Genomic DNA, 16,758 nt, shown 5'->3' on the forward strand with positions numbered 1-16,758 from the left:
GGGCTCCTTACTTGGCCGCGCCGGCCGCGGCGGCGGGCGTCGCGGCCGGGGCCGTGAATTCGGTGGCGGCCACCTCGACGCCGGGGCGCACATTCTGCAGGCCCTGCACAATGACCTTGTCGCCCGCCTTCAGGCCGCTGGTGACCAGCCACTGGTCGCCGATGGCGCGATCCACCTTCAGCACGCGCAGTTCGACCTTGTTGTCGGCGTTGACCACCAGCGCGGTGGGCTGGCCGCGCTGGTCGCGGGTAATGCCGCGCTGCGGCGCCAGCAGCCCCTGCGGCACCGCGCCCTCGATGACGCGGGCGCGCACGAACATGCCCGGCAGCAGCTTGTGGTCGGGGTTGGGAAACACCGCGCGCAGCGTGACCGAGCCCGTGCCTTCATCGACCGTAACTTCGGAAAACTGCAGCACGCCTTCGGGGCCGTATTGCGACCCGTCGGCCAGGGTCAGCGACACGCGGGCGGCATCCTTGCCGGCTTCGCGCTGCAGCAGGCCGCTTTCCAGCGCGTTTTTCAGGCGCAGCAGATCGACGCTGGACTGCGTCACGTCGACATAGATGGGGTCGATCTGCTGCACCGAGGCCAATGCCGCCGCCTGGTTGGCCGTGACCAGCGCCCCTTCGGTGACCGACGAGCGGCCGATGATGCCCTCGATGGGCGACAGCACCTTGGTGTAGACCAGGTTGATGCGCGCCGTTTCAAGCGCGGCCTTGGCCGACTGCACATCGGCGGCGGCCTGGTCGCGGGCCGCCACGGCATCGTCGTAGGCCTGGCGGCTGACCGCGCGGGTCTCGGCCAGGGGCTTGTAGCGCTGCACCAGCAGCGTCGCGGTCTTCAGCTGCGCCTGGGCGCGCGCCAGGGCGGCCTTCTGGCTGTCGTAGCTGGCCTGGTACAGGGCCGGATCGATCTGATAAAGCTGCTGGCCGGCCTGCACGTCGCCGCCTTCGGTGAACAGGCGCTTCTTGACGATGCCGTTGACCTGCGGGCGCACTTCGGCCACGCGGTAGGCCGCCGTGCGGCCGGGCAGTTCGGTGGTCAGCACCACGGGGCGGGTGGCAAGCGTCACCACGCCCACCTGCGGCTTGCCGGCGGCCGGCGCTTCCGTGCCCTTGCCGCAGCCGGCCAGGGCCAGGGCGGCCGCAACGGCCGCCAGTACCGCGGCGCCGCGCCGCATTCCATTGCTGTTCTTCTTCATACGATCCTTTCCAGGCGATGCAAGGCCGGCCGCGCCTTGTGCGGCGCCGCGCCGGCGGCTCTGTTCAGTGATTCCTGCGCCCCGCGGCGCAGCATGCTGCACCGCGAAAGCGGCAATTTTGCTTTATCCCAATTCAGAAACAAAGTAGCCAAAGGCGAAAACATCATCCCATATATGGAATAATTGGCCCCCACGGCTACGGCCGCGCTTACGGGGTATCTGCCATGAAACGGCTGCAGGGCATGGAATTTTTCGTCGAGGTGGCCAAGACCTGCAATTTCGGCCGGGCGGCCGCCAACCTGGGCATGCCGAAATCGACGGTATCGCGTCAGGTGGCCGAGCTGGAGCGCTCGCTGGGGCTGCAGCTGCTCAGCCGCACCACCCGCAAGGTCGAGCTTACCGAAGCCGGCAAGTTGTATTTCGAGCGCTGCCAGCGCATCGTCGCCGAGGCGCAGGTGGCCCACGAAGAGTTGCAGAAGCTGGTGGAAATGCCCTCGGGGCCCTTGCGGGTGAACATGCCGGCCGACTTTGGCACGGATTTCCTGGCCGAGGCCTTTATGGAGTTTTCTCAACGCTATCCCGAAGTGACGTTCTACCTGGACCTGGCCAGCCCCGAGCATGCCGGGCGGGTGTTCCAGCGCTGCGATATCTCGATCGAGATCGGCGCCCTGCCCGACTCGACCCAGATCGCCCGCCTGCTGGGCCGGCTGTCGGCGTACTTGTACGCTTCTCCCGACTACCTGAAGCGCCACGGCACGCCGCGGCACCCCAGTGACCTGACCAGCCACGAATGCCTGGAGTTCCGGGCCGACAACACCCGCGTCACGCGCTGGCCGCTGTCGCGCGGCGACGAACGCCTGGAAATCACGCCGGGAAACCGGTTTTCGGTCAACAGCGTGGCCATGGTGCGCAGCCTGGCCTCGCTGGGGGCCGGCATTGCCATCCTGGCGCCGGCCCAGAGCGTGCGCCAGGACGTCGAGCAGCAGCGCCTGCAGCGAGTGCTGCCCGAATGGCAGGCGGGGCCGTTTCCGGTGTATGCCGTGACCGACACGCGGCTGCTGCCCGCCAAGACCCGCATATTCATCGAGTTCTTGATGGAGCGGCTGCGCGAGGGCAAGCTGGCGCCACAGGATAACTCGCCCTTGCTCATCTGAGCCGGCGCCGGAAATGAACTGAAACAGCTAGTCGCCGCCGGCGCCTGCCGGGCGCGCGGGCCTAGAAACGTTCGTCGTCGCGCAAGTAGCGCCACTGGCCGGGCGGCAGGTCGCCCAGCCTGACCTGGCCTATGCGCACCCGCTTGAGCCCCACCACCTTCAGGCCGACCAGCTCGCACATGCGGCGGATCTGCCGCTTCTTGCCTTCGCGCAGCACAAAGCACAGCTGGTCGGCATTCTGCCAGCGCACCTGCGCGGGGCGCAGCGGCTTGCCGTCGAGCGACAGACCGTGGTTCAACAGGGCCAGGCCGGCCGCGTCCAGCCGCCCCTGCACGCGCACCAGGTATTCTTTGTCGACGCCGGAATCTTCGCCGATCAGCTGGCGGGCGATGCGGCCGTCTTGTGTCAGCACCAGCAGGCCCTGCGAATCGATGTCCAGCCGGCCGGCCACGGCCAGACCCTGCAGGTGCGCGCGCGTAAAGCGCAGCGGCGAGCGGTCGCGCGCATAGCGCGAGCGCGCCTCGACCAGGGCGGCCGCCGGCGTATAGCCTTTTTCAGCCTGACCCGACACGTAGCCCACCGGCTTGTTGATCAGGATGGTGACCCGCGCGGTCTGGCGCGCCTGCGCGGCGCGTTCGAGCGTGATGACCTGGTCGGCAAAGGCGCGCGCGCCCAGCTCGGCCACCACCACGCCATCCACCTTGACCCAGCCGCGCTCGATGTAGCTGTCGGCCTCGCGGCGCGAACACAGGCCGCGCTCGGCCATCAGTTTCGAGATTCGTATTTTTTCCATATGCCGTATCTGCCTGCCGCCCGGCGGCCATGATGCGGCCGGACGGCGATTCCGCATTTTAGGCCCAGGCGCGAGCCGCGCAGGCGCCGCACAGGTAAACGGCCGGCCTTGGCATAATAGGCACCCATGAAAGTCCCTGCTCCCCTGGCGCCTGGCTGGCTGCCGGCTGTTCCCCCTTCATTGTCGTCCGCCCACAAATACTGGCTGATGCGCCCCGGCGCGCTGACCGCCGGCCTGCGCAAGCTGGGCGCCGTACAGTTGCGCGTGCTGCGCGAATATGCCCAGGGCGCCCCGGCCGACGAGGCCCGCGGCATGGGCCTGGCGCCAGCCAGCCCGGTATGGGTGCGCGAGATCCTGATGTCGGTAAATGGCGTGGACAGCGTGGTGGCGCGCAGCCTGACGCCGCTGGCGGCCTCGCACGGCACCTGGCAGGGCATGCGGCGGCTGCGCACGCGCCCGCTGGCCGACATGCTGTATCACGACCGCAGCATCGAACGCTCGGCATTTGCCTGCCGGCGCCTGGCCTGGCCGGTGCCGTTCCATGCCACGGCGCGCGCCGCGCAGGCCCGGCCCGATGCCGGAGCGCTATGGGCGCGCCGTTCGGCGTTCTGGCGCCAGGGCCAGCCGCTGCTGGTGGCCGAATGTTTCCTGCCGGCGTTCTGGGCCGGGATCGAGCGCCACCCGGCGCGCTAAGCCATCCGGGCGGCGCGGGGCCGGCTCAGCGCCAGACCTCGGGCTCTACCGTGACCTGCCCCTGGTCCGCCGACACAAAGGCGGCGCCGTCCTGCACATTCACGTGCAGGTCCATGGTGCGTTCGGCCAGCAGACCCAGCTCGCGGGTCTGGCCGGCCGGCAGGTTCACTACCCGCAGGTTGCGCGCCCGCGCCAGCTTGCCGCGCACGCCTTCCCACCAGATCGTGCTGGCGTGCCCGCCATAGCAGTACACCACCACCTGCGCGGCGCGGCCGCAGGCCTTCAGAATGCGGCGTTCGTCGGGCTGGCCGACCTCGATCCAGAGCTCGATGGCGCCGGTCAGGTCTTTCAGCCACAGGTCGGGCTCGTCGGTGTCGCTCAAACCCTTGGTGAACGCCAGGCCTTCCTGCGCATGCAGGGCATAGGCCAGCAGCCGCACCATCATGCGCTCGTCGGTTTCCGAGGGATGGCGCGCCACGGTCAGCCCGTGGCTGCCGTAGTAATGGCGATCGCCGTCGGCGACGTGCAGATCGGCTTTGTAAATGGTTGCGCGCAAGGCCATGGAGACATCCGGCGGCGGCAGGCCGCAAAAAGCGGTAATGATACCCGCTGGATACCCGCCGCCCGCCGGCGCCGGCCGGGTGCGTTATGCTGGCGCCAGCCGCCCCGGAGACCGCCATGACGCCCACCGCCGCTCTGCTTGCCTTCTGTATTGCCGCCGGCATCCTGACCCTGACCCCGGGCCTGGATACCGCGCTGGTGCTGCGCACCTCGGCCGTCGAAGGCGGCCGCCGCGCCCTGTTGGCCGGGCTGGGCATCTGCGCCGGCTGCCTGGTGTGGGGCGTGGTGGTGGCGCTGGGGCTGGGATCGCTGCTGGCGGCCTCGCAGATGGCGTACGACATCCTGCGCATCTGCGGCGCCGCCTATTTGTTCTACCTGGGCATCAGACTACTGTGGCGTACGCTGCGGGGCGGGCGGCCGGCCGCCCTCTTGCAGGAAAAGCACACGTCGCCTCATGAACAGGTTTTCACTTCGGGCACCGGCGCCCAGTGGTTCTGGCGCGGCTGCCTGACCAATGTCCTGAACCCCAAGGTGGGGGTGTTCTACGTGACCTTTCTGCCGCAATTCATGCCCGCCGGCGTCAGCGTGCTGGGTTTCAGCCTGCTGCTGGCGGGGCTGCACGCCCTGATGGGCGTGCTGTGGTTCGCCGTGCTGGTGGCGGCCACCCGGCCGCTGGCGCGCTGGCTGCAGCATCCCGCGGTCATGCGCGGCCTCGACGGCCTGACCGGCACGGTGTTCCTGGCGTTCGGCTTGAAGCTCGCGCTGGACCGGCGCTGACGCGCCTTGCCAGGGCCTGGCCAGGTATCAACCAGGTGTGGCATCAACCAGGTGTCTGGCTCCCGCAGGGAGCCAGACACCAGATGAACCGCCCGCCTCAGCCCAGTGCCTTCAGCACGGCATCGCCCATCTGGCTGGTCGACACCTTGGTGGTGCCGGGCTCGTGGATGTCGGCGGTGCGCAGGCCCTCGGCCAGCACCGCGCGCACGGCGGCCTCGATGCGGTCGGCCTGCGGCGCCAGGTTCAGCGAATAGCGCAGCAGCATGGCGGCCGACAAGATGGTGGCCAACGGGTTGGCGATGCCCTGGCCGGCGATGTCCGGCGCCGAGCCGTGGCTGGGCTCGTACAGCCCCTGCCCCGACGCGTTCAGCGATGCCGATGGCAGCATGCCGATAGAGCCGGTCAGCATGGCGGCCTCGTCGGACAGGATGTCGCCGAACAGGTTGCCGGTCACGATCACATCGAACTGGCGCGGATTGCGCACCAGCTGCATGGCGGCATTGTCCACATACATGTGCGACAGTTCCACGTCCGGATAGTCGCGCGCCACTTCGATGACGATGTCGCGCCAGAACTGCGAGGTTTCCAGCACGTTGGCCTTGTCCACGCTGCACAGCTTCTTGCCGCGCTTGCGCGCCGATTCGAAGCCGATGCGCGCGATGCGGCGCACCTCGGAATCGGCATAGCGCATGGTATCGAAGCCTTCGCGCTCGCCGCTGAAGGCGCCGTCGGCCGCATTGCGCACGCCGCGCGGGGTGCCGAAATAGATGTCGCCGGTCAGCTCGCGGATGATCAGGATGTCCAGGCCCGACACGATCTCGGGCTTCAGCGACGAGGCGCTGGCCAATTCGGGATACAGAATGGCCGGACGCAGGTTCGCGAACAGGCCCAGGGCCTTGCGCAGCCCCAGGATGGCCTGCTCTGGGCGGAACTCGCGCGGCAGGCTGTCGTATTTCCAGTCGCCCACGGCGCCGAACAGCACGGCGTGCGAGTTGCGCGCCAGGTCCAGCGTGGCGGGCGGCAGCGGATGTTCGAACTGGTCGTAGGCGGCGCCGCCCACCGGCGCCTGCTGAACCTGCAGCGGCAGATCCAGCGCGCCCAGCACGCGCACGGCCTGTTCGACGATCTCGGGCCCGATGCCGTCGCCGGGCAGCACTGCGATGTTATGCGTCATGAAAGAACCTATGAATGAATATCGAAAATTTGGAATGGCGCATCCGCGGGAGCCTTATTCAGCAGTAGGCGCCATCCGTACCGCGTAAAACAGGTGTGGCCGGATCGGGGACGCCGCGGAGCCGGCTTTGCCGGTCCGCCAGCGTCGCCCCTTGAGGGGGATGAGCCCGGACATGGAACAGTCCTTGAGGACTGTTCCATGCCTGGCGAATCCGAGCGGCCTGCCAGCCGCGAGGTGGAACGCGCGCAGCGCTTCGGGGGTGGGTCATACCACAGGCCGGCTTTCCAGCCACGGGTGGCGGGCCAGCCGCTCGGCTTCGAAAGCGCGGATCTTGTCGGACTGGCGCAGGGTCAGGCCGATGTCGTCGAAGCCGTTCAGCAGGCAGTACTTGCGGAACGGTTCGATATCGAACGGCATTTCGCGGCCGTCGGCGGCCACCACCACCTGCCGTTCCAGATCGATGCGCAGCTTGTAGCCGGGAAAGGCCTTGACCTCGTCGAACAGGCGCGCCACCTCGAGTTCGGACAGCACGATGGGCAGCAGGCCGTTCTTGAAACTGTTGTTGAAGAAAATGTCGGCATACGAGGGCGCGATGATGGCGCGAAAGCCGTACTGCGTCAGCGCCCAGGGCGCGTGCTCGCGGCTGGAGCCGCAGCCGAAGTTCTTGCGCGCCAGCAGCACCGACGCCCCCTGGTAGCGCGGCTGGTTCAGCACGAAGTCCGGGTTCAGCGGCCGCTTGCTGTTGTCCATGCCCGGCTCGCCGTGATCCAGGTAGCGCAGTTCGTCGAACAGGTTGGGGCCGAAGCCCGTGCGCTTGATGGACTTCAGAAACTGCTTCGGGATGATGAGGTCGGTGTCGACGTTCTCGCGGTCGAGCGGGGCCACCAGGCCTTCGTGAGTGGTAAATGCTTGCATGACGGGTGACCTTTAGCGGAAGTTGCGGACGTCGACGAAATGGCCGGCCACGGCGGCGGCGGCGGCCATGGCCGGGCTGACCAGGTGCGTGCGCCCGCCCTGCCCCTGGCGCCCCTCGAAGTTGCGGTTCGAGGTCGAGGCGCAGCGCTCTTCGGGCTCGAGGCGGTCGGCGTTCATGGCCAGGCACATCGAACAGCCGGGTTCGCGCCATTCGAAGCCGGCCTCGATGAAGATCTTGTCCAGCCCTTCACGCTCGGCCTGCTGCTTGACCAGGCCCGAACCGGGCACCACCATGGCCTGCCGCACATTGGAAGCCACGTGCTTGCCGCGCGCCACCGCGGCGGCGGCGCGCAGGTCTTCGATACGCGAGTTGGTGCACGAGCCGATGAACACCCGGTCGACGCGGATATCGGTAAGAGGCGTGTTGGGCTTCAGGCCCATGTACTGCAGCGCACGCTCCATGCCGCTGCGGCGCACATCGTCTTTTTCGCGATCGGGATCGGGCACGCGCGAATCCACCGGCAGCACCATTTCGGGCGAAGTGCCCCACGTGACCTGCGGCTTGATGTCCTTGGCATTGACCTCGACCACGCGGTCGAAGCTGGCGCCGGCATCGCTGTGCAGCGTGCGCCAGTAGGCCACGGCCTGATCCCACAGCACGCCGTTGGGCGAAAACGGCCGGCCGCGGAAATATTCGATGGTCTTGTCGTCCACCGCCACCATGCCCGAGCGGGCGCCCGCTTCGATGGCCATATTGCACACCGTCATGCGGCCTTCGACCGACAGGTTGCGGATGGTGCTGCCGGCGAATTCGATGGCGTGGCCGGTGCCGCCGGCCGTGCCGATAATGCCGATGATATGCAGCACCACATCCTTGGCCGTACAGCCGAACGGCAGTTCGCCCTCGACCTTGATCAGCATGCTCTTGGCTTTTTTCATCAGCAGCGTTTGCGTGGCCAGCACATGCTCGACCTCTGACGTGCCGATGCCGAATGCCAGCGCGCCCAGCGCGCCGTGCGTGCTGGTATGCGAATCGCCGCACACCACCGTCATGCCGGGCAGCGTGGCGCCCTGCTCGGGTCCGATGACGTGGACAATGCCCTGGCGCAGGTCGGCCATGCGGAATTCGGTGATGCCGTACTTGTCGCAGTTCGAGTCCAGCGTGTCGACCTGCAGTTTCGAGATGGGATCGTCGATGCCGCGCGCACGGTTCAGCGTGGGCACGTTGTGGTCGGCCACGGCCAGGTTGGCGCTGGTGCGCCACGGTTTGCGGCCGGCCAGGGCCAGGCCTTCGAACGCCTGCGGGCTGGTGACTTCATGCAGCAGGTGGCGGTCGATATACAGCAGACAGGTGCCGTCGGATTCCTGGTGGACGACGTGTGCGTCCCAGAGTTTGTCGTAAAGAGTTTGGGCCATGAGTAGACTCGCGCAAGGTCCGGCCGGGCCGGACGGGGACATCGAAAATCGATGCCCCGATTATGCCCACGCTCTCAACCTAGTACAACGTCAGCAGTTATCCTAGTATTGAAAGCACTACCCTGCCCCGGCCGCGAGCGCGGCGCCCCGGCTATTTGGCCTTGCCGCCAGCCTGCTCGTACAGCGGCATGACCCGCTGCGAAGCCGCCTGCAGGTCGGAAATGCGGGTGGCGGCCGACGGGTGCGTGGACATGAATTCGGGCGGCGCGCTGCCATTGTCGGCCGCCCCCATTTTCTGCCACAGGGTCACGGCGGCGCGCGGATCGTAACCGGCCCGCGCGGCCAGTTCGACCCCCATCAGGTCGGCCTCGGTCTCGTGGGTGCGGCTGTTGGGCAGGGTGAACATGACATCGGTCAGCTTGCCGCCCAGATCGGCGGGCACGCCCGTGGCGATAGACAGCACCGACAGGCCCAGATTGGTGACCATCTGCTGCGACACGCGCTCGCGCGCATGCTCGCGCAAGGCGTGCGAGATTTCATGCCCCAGCACAGCCGCCAGCTCGGCGTCGGTGGGCTTGATCTGGCTGAGCAGCCCGGTGTACACGGCGATCTTGCCGCCCGGCATGCACCAGGCGTTGACCTCGTTGAGCGACAGCACATGCACTTCCCATTGCCAGCTGGCCGCGTCCGGCCGGAACGTGCCGACCTGGGCGATCAGGCGCTTGGAAATGGCCTTCACGCGCGCCACCTGCTTGGCGTCGCGGTCCAGCGCGCCCTGCGCGCGCGCCTTCTGGATGATGTCGGAGTACTGCTGGCCGGCTTCCTGCTCCAGCGCCTGCTCGGGCACCATGCTGGACATGTACTGGGTGCGCTCGATGCCGATCGCGCCCGATTGCGTGGTGTTGACGCTCGAGCATCCTGCCAGCGCCACGCTGCCGGCCACCGCCGCCGCCTGCAGCGACTTCCGCAAAGCCGTTCGAATTCCAGCGTTCATGAAGCCTCCTCGCATCGCAAACATTGTCGAACCGGCGCGGCGCGCCGCAAACCGGATACTCAGCCGCACTGCCCCCGATGGCGCAGCGCATGGTCGATGAGCACCAAAGCCAGCATGGCCTCGGCGATGGGCGTGGCGCGTATGCCCACGCAGGGGTCGTGGCGCCCCAGCGTCTGCACCATGACGGGCTCGCCCGCGCTGTTAACGGAACGGCGCTCGATGCGGATGCTGGAAGTGGGCTTGATGGCCAGCGATACCGTGACCGGCTGGCCGGTGGAAATTCCCCCCAGCACGCCGCCCGCGTTGTTGCCGATGAAGCCGTCGGGCGTGATTTCGTCGCCGTGTTCCGAGCCGCGCTGCGCAATGCAGCCGAACCCGGCGCCGATGGACACGCCCTTGACGGCGTTCAGGCCCATCATGACGTGGGCGATGTCGGCGTCGAGCCGGTCGTACAGGGGCTCGCCCCAGCCGGCCGGCAGGTTTTCGGCCACCACCTCGATGCGGGCCCCGACCGAATCGCCGTCGCGGCGCAGCTGGTCCATATAGGCCTCGAGCTCGGGCACGATGGCGGCATTGGGCGCATAGAACGGATTGGCGGGCACGTCGTCCCACGACACGAACGGGATGGCGATGGGGCCCAGCTGGCTCATGTAGCCGCGCACGCGCACCCCGTGCCGTTCGGCCAGCCACTTCTTGGCGATGGCGCCCGCGGCCACCGTGGGCGCGGTCAGGCGCGCCGACGAACGGCCGCCGCCGCGCGGGTCGCGCAGGCCGTACTTGTGCGTGTAGGTGAAGTCGGCGTGGCCGGGCCGGAAGGTATCGGCGATATTGGAATAGTCTTTGCTGCGCGCGTCGGTATTGCGGATCAGCAGCCCGATGGGCGTGCCGGTGGTCACGCCCTGGTAGACACCCGACAGGATCTCGACCTGGTCGGCCTCCTGGCGCTGCGTGACGTGGCGCGACGTGCCGGGGCGGCGACGGTCGAGCTCGGCCTGGATGTCGGCCGCGTCCAGCGCCAGCCCGGGCGGACAACCGTCGACCACACAGCCGATGGCCGGCCCGTGCGATTCACCGAAATTCGTAACGCAGAAAAGAGTACCTAGGGTATTGCCGGACATATGGACGGGGCGGGAAAGGCGTTGGAAGCAGGCTCGATTATGACACCGACCGGGCCCCGATCCGCTACCAAACGTAGACGGGGCGGCCCGGCGGCCTCAGGAAGAGCAGCTGACTTCGATGCCGCCGGCCCAGTCGGGCGGCAGCGCGGCATAGGCCTCGCGGCCCGGCTGCTCGACGCAGGGGTTGCGCAGCAGGGCCAGCAGGGTGTCGATTTCACCCGCATCGCCCGCCTTGGCGGCGCGGATGGCCTGCTCGGCCAGATGATTGCGCAGCACATACAGCGGGTTGACGGCGTCCATGCCGGCGGCGCGCGCCTGGGCATCGCCCGCCGCGCCGTCCTGGGCGTGGCGCGCGGCCAGGCGCTCGAACCAGGCCAGCGCGGCGTCGCGGTCGATGAACAGGTCCTGGAAGCCCTGCGGGCGGCCGCGCACCGCGTCGGCCAGCCGGCGGAACGCCAGGGTGAAATCGGCGCGCTGGTCGTGCATCAGGCGCAGCAGGTCGTCGAGCAGGGCTTCGTCGTCGGCGCGCCAGTCGCGCAGGCCCAGCTTGGCCGCCATGCGCCGGTGGAAAGCGCGGGTGAAGACGCTTTCGTAGCTGTCGAGCACGCCGCGCAGCGCCTCGACATCGGGCACCAGCGCGTGCAGGCTGCCCCCCAGGCGATACAGGTTCCACAGCGCCACTGACGGCTGGCGGTTCCAGGCGTAGCGCCCTTCGCTGTCGGAATGGTTGCAGATGTGGTCCAGCCGGAAGGTGTCCATGAAGCCGTAGGGGCCGTAGTCCAGCGTCAGCCCCAGAATCGACATGTTGTCGGTATTCATGACGCCATGGCAGAACCCCACCGCCTGCCAGCCGGCCATCAGTTCGGCGGTGCGGCGGGTAACCTCGGCCAGCATGCGCAGCAGGGCGCCGTCGGCGCCCGGCGCGTCGCCGGGCCGCGGCTCGCGGCACTCGGGATAGAACTTGTCGATGACGTAGTCGGCCAGAATGCGCAGTTCGTCGGGCTGGCGGCGCGACGACCAGTGCTCGAACGACCCGAACCTCACGAAGCTGGGCGACATGCGGGTCACGATGGCTGCCGTTTCGACCGTTTCGCGCATGACCGGGTCGTCGGACACCACCAGCGCCAGAGCGCGCGTGGTGGGAATGCCCAGGCCGTGCATGGCCTCGCCGGCCAGGTATTCGCGCACCGACGAGCGCAGCACCGCCCGGCCGTCGCCCATGCGCGAATACGGGGTCATGCCCGCCCCTTTCAGCTGCAGTTCCCAGTTGCCCCGGGGCCCGGCCACTTCGCCCAGCAGGTGCGCGCGGCCGTCGCCCAGCTGGCCGGCCCAGACACCGAACTGGTGGCCGCTGTACACCGCCGCCAGGGTCTGGCCGCCGGGCAGCGGCTGCTGGCCCGAGAACACGCGCAGGAATTCGTCGGACTGCAACGCGTCGCTGGACAGGCCGATCAGGGCGGCCGCCTGCTCGTTGGCGTGCAGCAGGCGCGGCGCGGTCAGCGGCTGGGGCGCCAGGCGGGTGTAGAACGCCGCCGGCAGGGCCGCGAAGGAATTGTCGAGCCGCAGTTGGCTCAGGGTGGCGACGGTCATGGCGTGTCTCCGGCGCGGCGGGCGCGGGCGGCGCGCTTGGCCGGACGCACATACAGAATGGCGGACAGGAAAAACACCAGCGACAAGGCGATTTCCACACCGGCCAGCGCCGCCGACAGCGGCGCCGGATCGGACATTGCTCGCACCACGCCCTCCATCAGGTACAGCAGCACCAGCATCGAAGCCCACTGGAAGGTGTACAGGCTGCCCCGCAGAATGCCGCGCAGCGGAAATGCCAGCGGCAGGGCCTTCAGGAACAGCCACGAGCCGCCCGGCCGGATCGGCGCCAGGAAGGTCTCCCAGGCGACGCACAGCGCAATGAGCGCCAGCAAGGAAACCACCGCCAGGCGCCGCAAATGGGGGTTGAGTTCAGGGTTCATACTGCTATTATCGCCTGATGAGCCACCCTGCCGGGCCCGCTGCCGCTCAGCCGGCAACGGCCGCCGCCCCTCGCCAGCGCACGCCCTGGATCACCCGCGTGGGCAGGGTGTTCCGTTTCGCGGCGCAGCGCGCCGACGAAGAAAAGCTGCTGCAGGTCGCCTCCAGCCTCACGTTCACCACGGTGCTGGGCATCGTGCCCATGCTGGCGGTGGTGCTGTCGCTGTTCACGGCTTTCCCCGTCTTCCAGGACTTCCGCCTGGCGCTCGAAGACTTCCTGACGCACAGCCTGATGCCGCCGGCCGTGTCCGACAACATCATGGACTACCTCAACCAGTTCGCATACCAGGCCTCGCGCCTGACCGCCATCGGCGGCGCGTTCCTGGTGGTCACGTCGCTGCTGCTCATCATGACCATCGACAAGACCTTCAACGACATCTGGCACGTCACGCGCCAGCGCCCCCTGCCCCAGCGCGCGCTGGTGTACTGGGCGGTGGTCACGCTGGGGCCGGTGGTGGCCGGCGCCAGCCTGTGGGCCACCTCGTTCCTGGCGCGCGAATCGCTGGGCCTGGTGCGCGACGTGCCCGAAGTGGTCAGCCTGGCGATCTCTTTCGTGCCGCTGATCCTTACCGGGCTGGGCTTCGCGGCATTGTTCGTGGTGGTGCCCAACCGCCATGTGTACTGGCGCGACGCGCTGGCCGGCGGCTTCGGCACGGCCATCGTGCTGGAACTGATGAAAGCGGCGTTCGCCTACTACCTGACGCGCTTCCCCACCTACACCGTCATTTACGGCACTTTCGCCACGCTGCCGATTTTCCTGTTGTGGATCTACCTGTCGTGGCTGGCGGTGCTGTTCGGCGCCACCGTGGCCGCCAGCGCGCCGCTGATCCGGCTGGGGCGCTGGGAAATCAACCGCAGCCCCGGCGCGCCCTTCATCGACGCCCTGGCGGTGTTGCGCTCGCTGCACGCGGCCCAGGGCATGCGGCCGGCCGGACGCAGCGCCAGCGCGCTGGCCAAGCGGCTGCACCTGCACCACGACGAGCTGAACGCGGTGCTCGAAACGCTGGAAAACCTGGGGCTGGTGGCGCGCACCGCCGAGCAGCGCTGGGTGCTGGCCTGCGATCCGCGCAAGACCACGCTCGAGCCGGTATTCGACAATTTCCTGCTCGACCGCCGCCAGCCCCGGCTGCGCGACGACCCCCAGGTCGTCCAGGTCGCCGCCGCCGTGCTGGGCCAGGGCCAGGCCCCCACGCTGGAAGAACTGGCCGGGCTGGCGCACAATATGCCCATGGGACTCGCGGCGATCGTGCCGCTCGAGGCAGGAAAGAATAGTAGAAGGGGGCCGCATGCCCCGGGAGAATCATCATGCTGAAAGTCAGTGAAATCCTTCGCGTGAAGGGCGATACGCTCTATACGGCCTCGCCCGACATGCCCGTGGCCATGGCGGTGCAAACCATGAGCGAGCAGGACATCGGCTCGCTGGTCATCATGGAATCTGGCATGCTGACCGGCATGCTGACTTTCCGCGAAATCATCCGCCACCTGCACGACCACGACGGCCAGCTGGGGCAAACCACCGTCCGCGCCATCATGGACGACGCCCCGGTCAGCGTATCGCCCAACACCAGCGCCGACGAAGTGCAGCGGCTGATGCTCGAAAAGCACGCGCGCTACATCCCGGTCATGGACGGCCCCACCCTGATGGGGGTGATTTCGTTCTACGACATGGCGCAGGCCATCGTGGCCGCCCAGCAATTCGAAAACAACATGCTCAAGGCGTATATCCGCGACTGGCCCATGGACGGCGACACCGCCAAATCCTGAGCCCCGGGCGCCCTGGCGCCCGTTCAGCCGGCCTCGGGCAGGGCCTCGGCCGGCGCGTCTTCGCGCGGCGCGCCCTGCAGGCTGCGCCAGGCCTGGTAGATCAGGCCGGCATCATTGGCCGCCAGGTGGGCGGGATCCGACAGCATGCGCCGCCAGCGGCGCGCCCCCGATTGCCCGTTCACCAGCCCCAGCAGCGGGCGCACGATCACCCGCAGCGGCACGCCCCGCGCAACCTGGCCCGCCGCGTAGCGCACCATGGCGTCCACCACCTGCGCATCGGTGGGCAGCCGCACCGACGGCCACAGCTGCAGCGAAACCTCGGACAGCACGCGCGGCGTGTGCCAGGCCGCCCGGCCCAGCATCACGCCGTCGAATGCGCCGGCGGCGCCCACGGCCTGGGCGGCATCGGCCAGGCCGCCATTGAGCACGATGACACTGTCGGGAAAATCGGCCTTCAACTGCCGCGCCACCTGGTAGCGCAGCGGCGGGATCTCGCGGTTGTCTTTGGGCGACAGCCCCTTGAGCACGGCATTGCGGGCATGCACGATGAACACGCGGCAGCCGGTATCGTGGATGGCCCCGACGAAATCTCGCACGAACCCGTATGACTCGTCATAGTCGAGCCCCAGCCGGTGCTTGATCGTCACCGGCAGGTCGACGGCGTCCTGCATGGCTTTCATGCAATCGGCCACCAGCGCGGGCTCGGCCATCAGGCAGGCGCCGAAGGCGCCGCGCTGCACCCGTTCGGACGGACACCCGCAATTCAGGTTGATTTCGTCGTAGCCCCATTGGCGGCCCAGGCGCGCCGCGTGCGCCAGCGCGTCGGGCTCGCTGCCGCCCAGCTGCAGCGCCACCGGATGCTCGGCGGCGTCGAAGTCCAGATGGCGCTCCACGTTGCCATGCAGCAGCGCCCCGGTGGTGATCATCTCGGTGTACAGGCGCGCGCGCGGCGCCAGCAGCCGATGGAAATAACGGCAATGCCGGTCGGTCACGTCGATCATGGGGGCGACGCACAGCCGCCAGTCTGGAGAACTCAACATGGCTTGGAAACGGTGGGGAATCGCCTATTTTACGGCCGCGGCGCCGCAGCCGCCCGCCCCGCGCCGGGTCCGCCCCGCTCGTAGACTAAAATTGCCAGCGCCGCCCGGGCCGCGCCGCCCGCGGCAACTGCCCGCCGTCCCACCCTATTCGCTGATCCATGGCCGTTTTCACCCCTGTTTCCGACGACGACGCCCGAACCCTGCTGGCGCATTTCGATCTGGGCGACCTGGTGTCGCTGCGCGGCATCACCGCCGGCATCGAAAATACCAATTACTTCCTGGCCACGACCCGCGGCGAGTACGTGCTGACGCTGTTCGAAGTGCTGACGCAGGCGCAACTGCCCTTCTATATCGAGCTGATGCACCACCTGGCCTCGCGCGGCGTGCCGGTGCCGCAGCCGCAGACCTTGCGCGACGGCACCCGCCTGACCACGCTGCACGGCAAGCCCTGCGCCATCGTGACGCGCCTGCCCGGGGGCTACGAGCCCGCGCCGGGCCCGGCCCACTGCGCGCTGGCCGGCGCCACGCTGGCGCGCACGCACCTGGCCGCGCGCGACTTCCCCCTGCAGCAGCCGAACCTGCGCGGCCTGGCCTGGTGGACGGCTACGGCGCCCAAGGTGCTGCCGTTCCTGGACGCCGCCCAGGCGCAGCTGCTGACCCGTGAACTCGACGAACAGCAGCGCGTGGCGGCCACGCCGGCCTGGCAGGCGCTGCCGGCCGGCCCTGCCCACTGCGACCTGTTCCGCGACAACGTGCTGTTTGCCGGCACCTTCGAAGACCCCCTGATGGGCGGCATTATCGATTTCTATTTCGCGGGTTGCGATACCTGGCTGTTCGACGTGGCGGTCAGCGTCAACGACTGGTGCATCGAGCGCGACAGCGGCATCTTCGTGCCCGCGCTGGTGCAGGCCTGGCTGGAGGCCTACGCGGCCGTGCGCCCGTTCACCGACGGCGAGCGCCAGGCCTGGCCGGCCATGCTGCGCGCGGCGGCGCTGCGCTTCTGGCTGTCGCGCCTGTACGATTATTTCCTGCCGCGGCCGGCCCAGACACTCAAGCCCCATGATCCGCGCCACTTTGAAAGAGTGTTGCAAGCACGCCACCGCGCAGACCTGCCAGCCTTGCCCTAGGCGCGG

The 16,758-nt window shown here is 68.4% G+C and carries 17 protein-coding genes; 6 read left to right on the forward strand and 11 right to left on the reverse strand.

From position 1 onward, the window contains the following. Positions 1 to 7 precede the first annotated feature (7 nt). Positions 8 to 1,198, reverse strand: a complete 1,191-nt coding sequence (locus tag J2P76_RS04175) for an efflux RND transporter periplasmic adaptor subunit (RefSeq protein ID WP_278253090.1) — start codon at positions 1,196 to 1,198, stop codon at positions 8 to 10. A gap of 224 nt (positions 1,199 to 1,422) precedes the next feature. On the opposite strand from J2P76_RS04175, the gene J2P76_RS04180 reads away from it, so the two are divergent. Continuing rightward, the gene (locus tag J2P76_RS04180; RefSeq protein WP_242697286.1) at positions 1,423 to 2,352 is read left to right on the forward strand and encodes a LysR family transcriptional regulator; all 930 of its coding nucleotides are present in this window, start codon (positions 1,423 to 1,425) and stop codon (positions 2,350 to 2,352) included. Between the two features lie 61 nt (positions 2,353 to 2,413). Here the strand turns inward: J2P76_RS04180 and J2P76_RS04185 are convergent, their stop codons facing one another. Continuing rightward, positions 2,414 to 3,145, reverse strand: coding sequence for a pseudouridine synthase (locus J2P76_RS04185; RefSeq protein ID WP_207404678.1), 732 nt, complete (start codon positions 3,143 to 3,145; stop codon positions 2,414 to 2,416). 126 nt (positions 3,146 to 3,271) lie between these two features. Here J2P76_RS04185 and J2P76_RS04190 point away from each other — a divergent pair, with 126 nt between their 5' ends. Next, entirely contained in the window at positions 3,272 to 3,838 is a 567-nt protein-coding gene (locus J2P76_RS04190; RefSeq protein ID WP_207404680.1) for a chorismate--pyruvate lyase family protein, read from the forward strand. Positions 3,839 to 3,863: 25 nt separating this feature from the next. Here J2P76_RS04190 and J2P76_RS04195 read toward each other — a convergent pair whose 3' ends face one another. Next, positions 3,864 to 4,400 carry a YaeQ family protein gene (locus tag J2P76_RS04195; protein ID WP_207404682.1) on the reverse strand — a complete coding sequence of 179 codons (537 nt, stop codon included), beginning with the start codon at positions 4,398 to 4,400 and terminating at the stop codon, positions 3,864 to 3,866. A 116-nt stretch (positions 4,401 to 4,516) separates the two neighbouring features. On the opposite strand from J2P76_RS04195, the gene J2P76_RS04200 reads away from it, so the two are divergent. Then, positions 4,517 to 5,176, forward strand: coding sequence for a LysE family translocator (locus J2P76_RS04200; protein ID WP_207404684.1), 660 nt, complete (start codon positions 4,517 to 4,519; stop codon positions 5,174 to 5,176). Between the two features lie 97 nt (positions 5,177 to 5,273). On the opposite strand, the gene leuB is transcribed toward J2P76_RS04200, so the two are convergent. From leuB to J2P76_RS04235, 7 genes are all read right to left on the reverse strand, one after another. Next, positions 5,274 to 6,350 carry a 3-isopropylmalate dehydrogenase gene (gene leuB, locus J2P76_RS04205; protein WP_207404686.1) on the reverse strand — a complete coding sequence of 359 codons (1,077 nt, stop codon included), beginning with the start codon at positions 6,348 to 6,350 and terminating at the stop codon, positions 5,274 to 5,276. Between the two features lie 264 nt (positions 6,351 to 6,614). Continuing rightward, a complete protein-coding gene (leuD, locus tag J2P76_RS04210; RefSeq protein WP_207404688.1) occupies positions 6,615 to 7,265 on the reverse strand; it encodes a 3-isopropylmalate dehydratase small subunit in 651 nt (216 codons plus the stop codon). A 12-nt stretch (positions 7,266 to 7,277) separates the two neighbouring features. Further along, complete coding sequence (gene leuC / locus J2P76_RS04215) at positions 7,278 to 8,681, reverse strand: 3-isopropylmalate dehydratase large subunit (RefSeq protein ID WP_207404690.1); 1,404 nt, start codon at positions 8,679 to 8,681, stop codon at positions 7,278 to 7,280. A 151-nt stretch (positions 8,682 to 8,832) separates the two neighbouring features. After that, on the reverse strand, positions 8,833 to 9,675 hold the full coding sequence (locus J2P76_RS04220; RefSeq protein ID WP_242697287.1) for a M48 family metallopeptidase: 843 nt from the start codon (positions 9,673 to 9,675) through the stop codon (positions 8,833 to 8,835). Positions 9,676 to 9,734: 59 nt separating this feature from the next. Further along, the gene (gene aroC, locus J2P76_RS04225) at positions 9,735 to 10,793 is read right to left on the reverse strand and encodes a chorismate synthase (protein ID WP_207404692.1); all 1,059 of its coding nucleotides are present in this window, start codon (positions 10,791 to 10,793) and stop codon (positions 9,735 to 9,737) included. Between the two features lie 96 nt (positions 10,794 to 10,889). Further along, a complete protein-coding gene (locus J2P76_RS04230; RefSeq protein WP_207404694.1) occupies positions 10,890 to 12,383 on the reverse strand; it encodes a protein adenylyltransferase SelO in 1,494 nt (497 codons plus the stop codon). Next, positions 12,380 to 12,763 (reverse strand): DUF2069 domain-containing protein, encoded by a 384-nt coding sequence (locus J2P76_RS04235; RefSeq protein WP_207404696.1) that lies wholly within the window; start codon positions 12,761 to 12,763, stop codon positions 12,380 to 12,382. Before J2P76_RS04235 ends, J2P76_RS04230 begins: the two co-directional genes overlap by 4 nt. A 17-nt stretch (positions 12,764 to 12,780) precedes the next feature. Between J2P76_RS04235 and J2P76_RS04240 the strand changes: the two genes are divergently transcribed. Continuing rightward, entirely contained in the window at positions 12,781 to 14,133 is a 1,353-nt protein-coding gene (locus tag J2P76_RS04240) for a YihY family inner membrane protein (RefSeq protein WP_207404698.1), read from the forward strand. Continuing rightward, the gene (locus tag J2P76_RS04245) at positions 14,127 to 14,585 is read left to right on the forward strand and encodes a CBS domain-containing protein (protein ID WP_207404700.1); all 459 of its coding nucleotides are present in this window, start codon (positions 14,127 to 14,129) and stop codon (positions 14,583 to 14,585) included. Before J2P76_RS04240 ends, J2P76_RS04245 begins: the two co-directional genes overlap by 7 nt. A 23-nt stretch (positions 14,586 to 14,608) precedes the next feature. On the opposite strand, the gene dusA is transcribed toward J2P76_RS04245, so the two are convergent. After that, a complete protein-coding gene (gene dusA, locus J2P76_RS04250) occupies positions 14,609 to 15,622 on the reverse strand; it encodes a tRNA dihydrouridine(20/20a) synthase DusA (RefSeq protein ID WP_207409113.1) in 1,014 nt (337 codons plus the stop codon). A gap of 161 nt (positions 15,623 to 15,783) precedes the next feature. On the opposite strand from dusA, the gene J2P76_RS04255 reads away from it, so the two are divergent. Next, a complete protein-coding gene (locus tag J2P76_RS04255) occupies positions 15,784 to 16,752 on the forward strand; it encodes a homoserine kinase (RefSeq protein ID WP_207404702.1) in 969 nt (322 codons plus the stop codon). Positions 16,753 to 16,758 lie beyond the last annotated feature (6 nt).

The organism is Bordetella petrii (assembly GCF_017356245.1).
Lineage (GTDB): Bacteria > Pseudomonadota > Gammaproteobacteria > Burkholderiales > Burkholderiaceae_B > Bordetella_A > Bordetella_A petrii_D.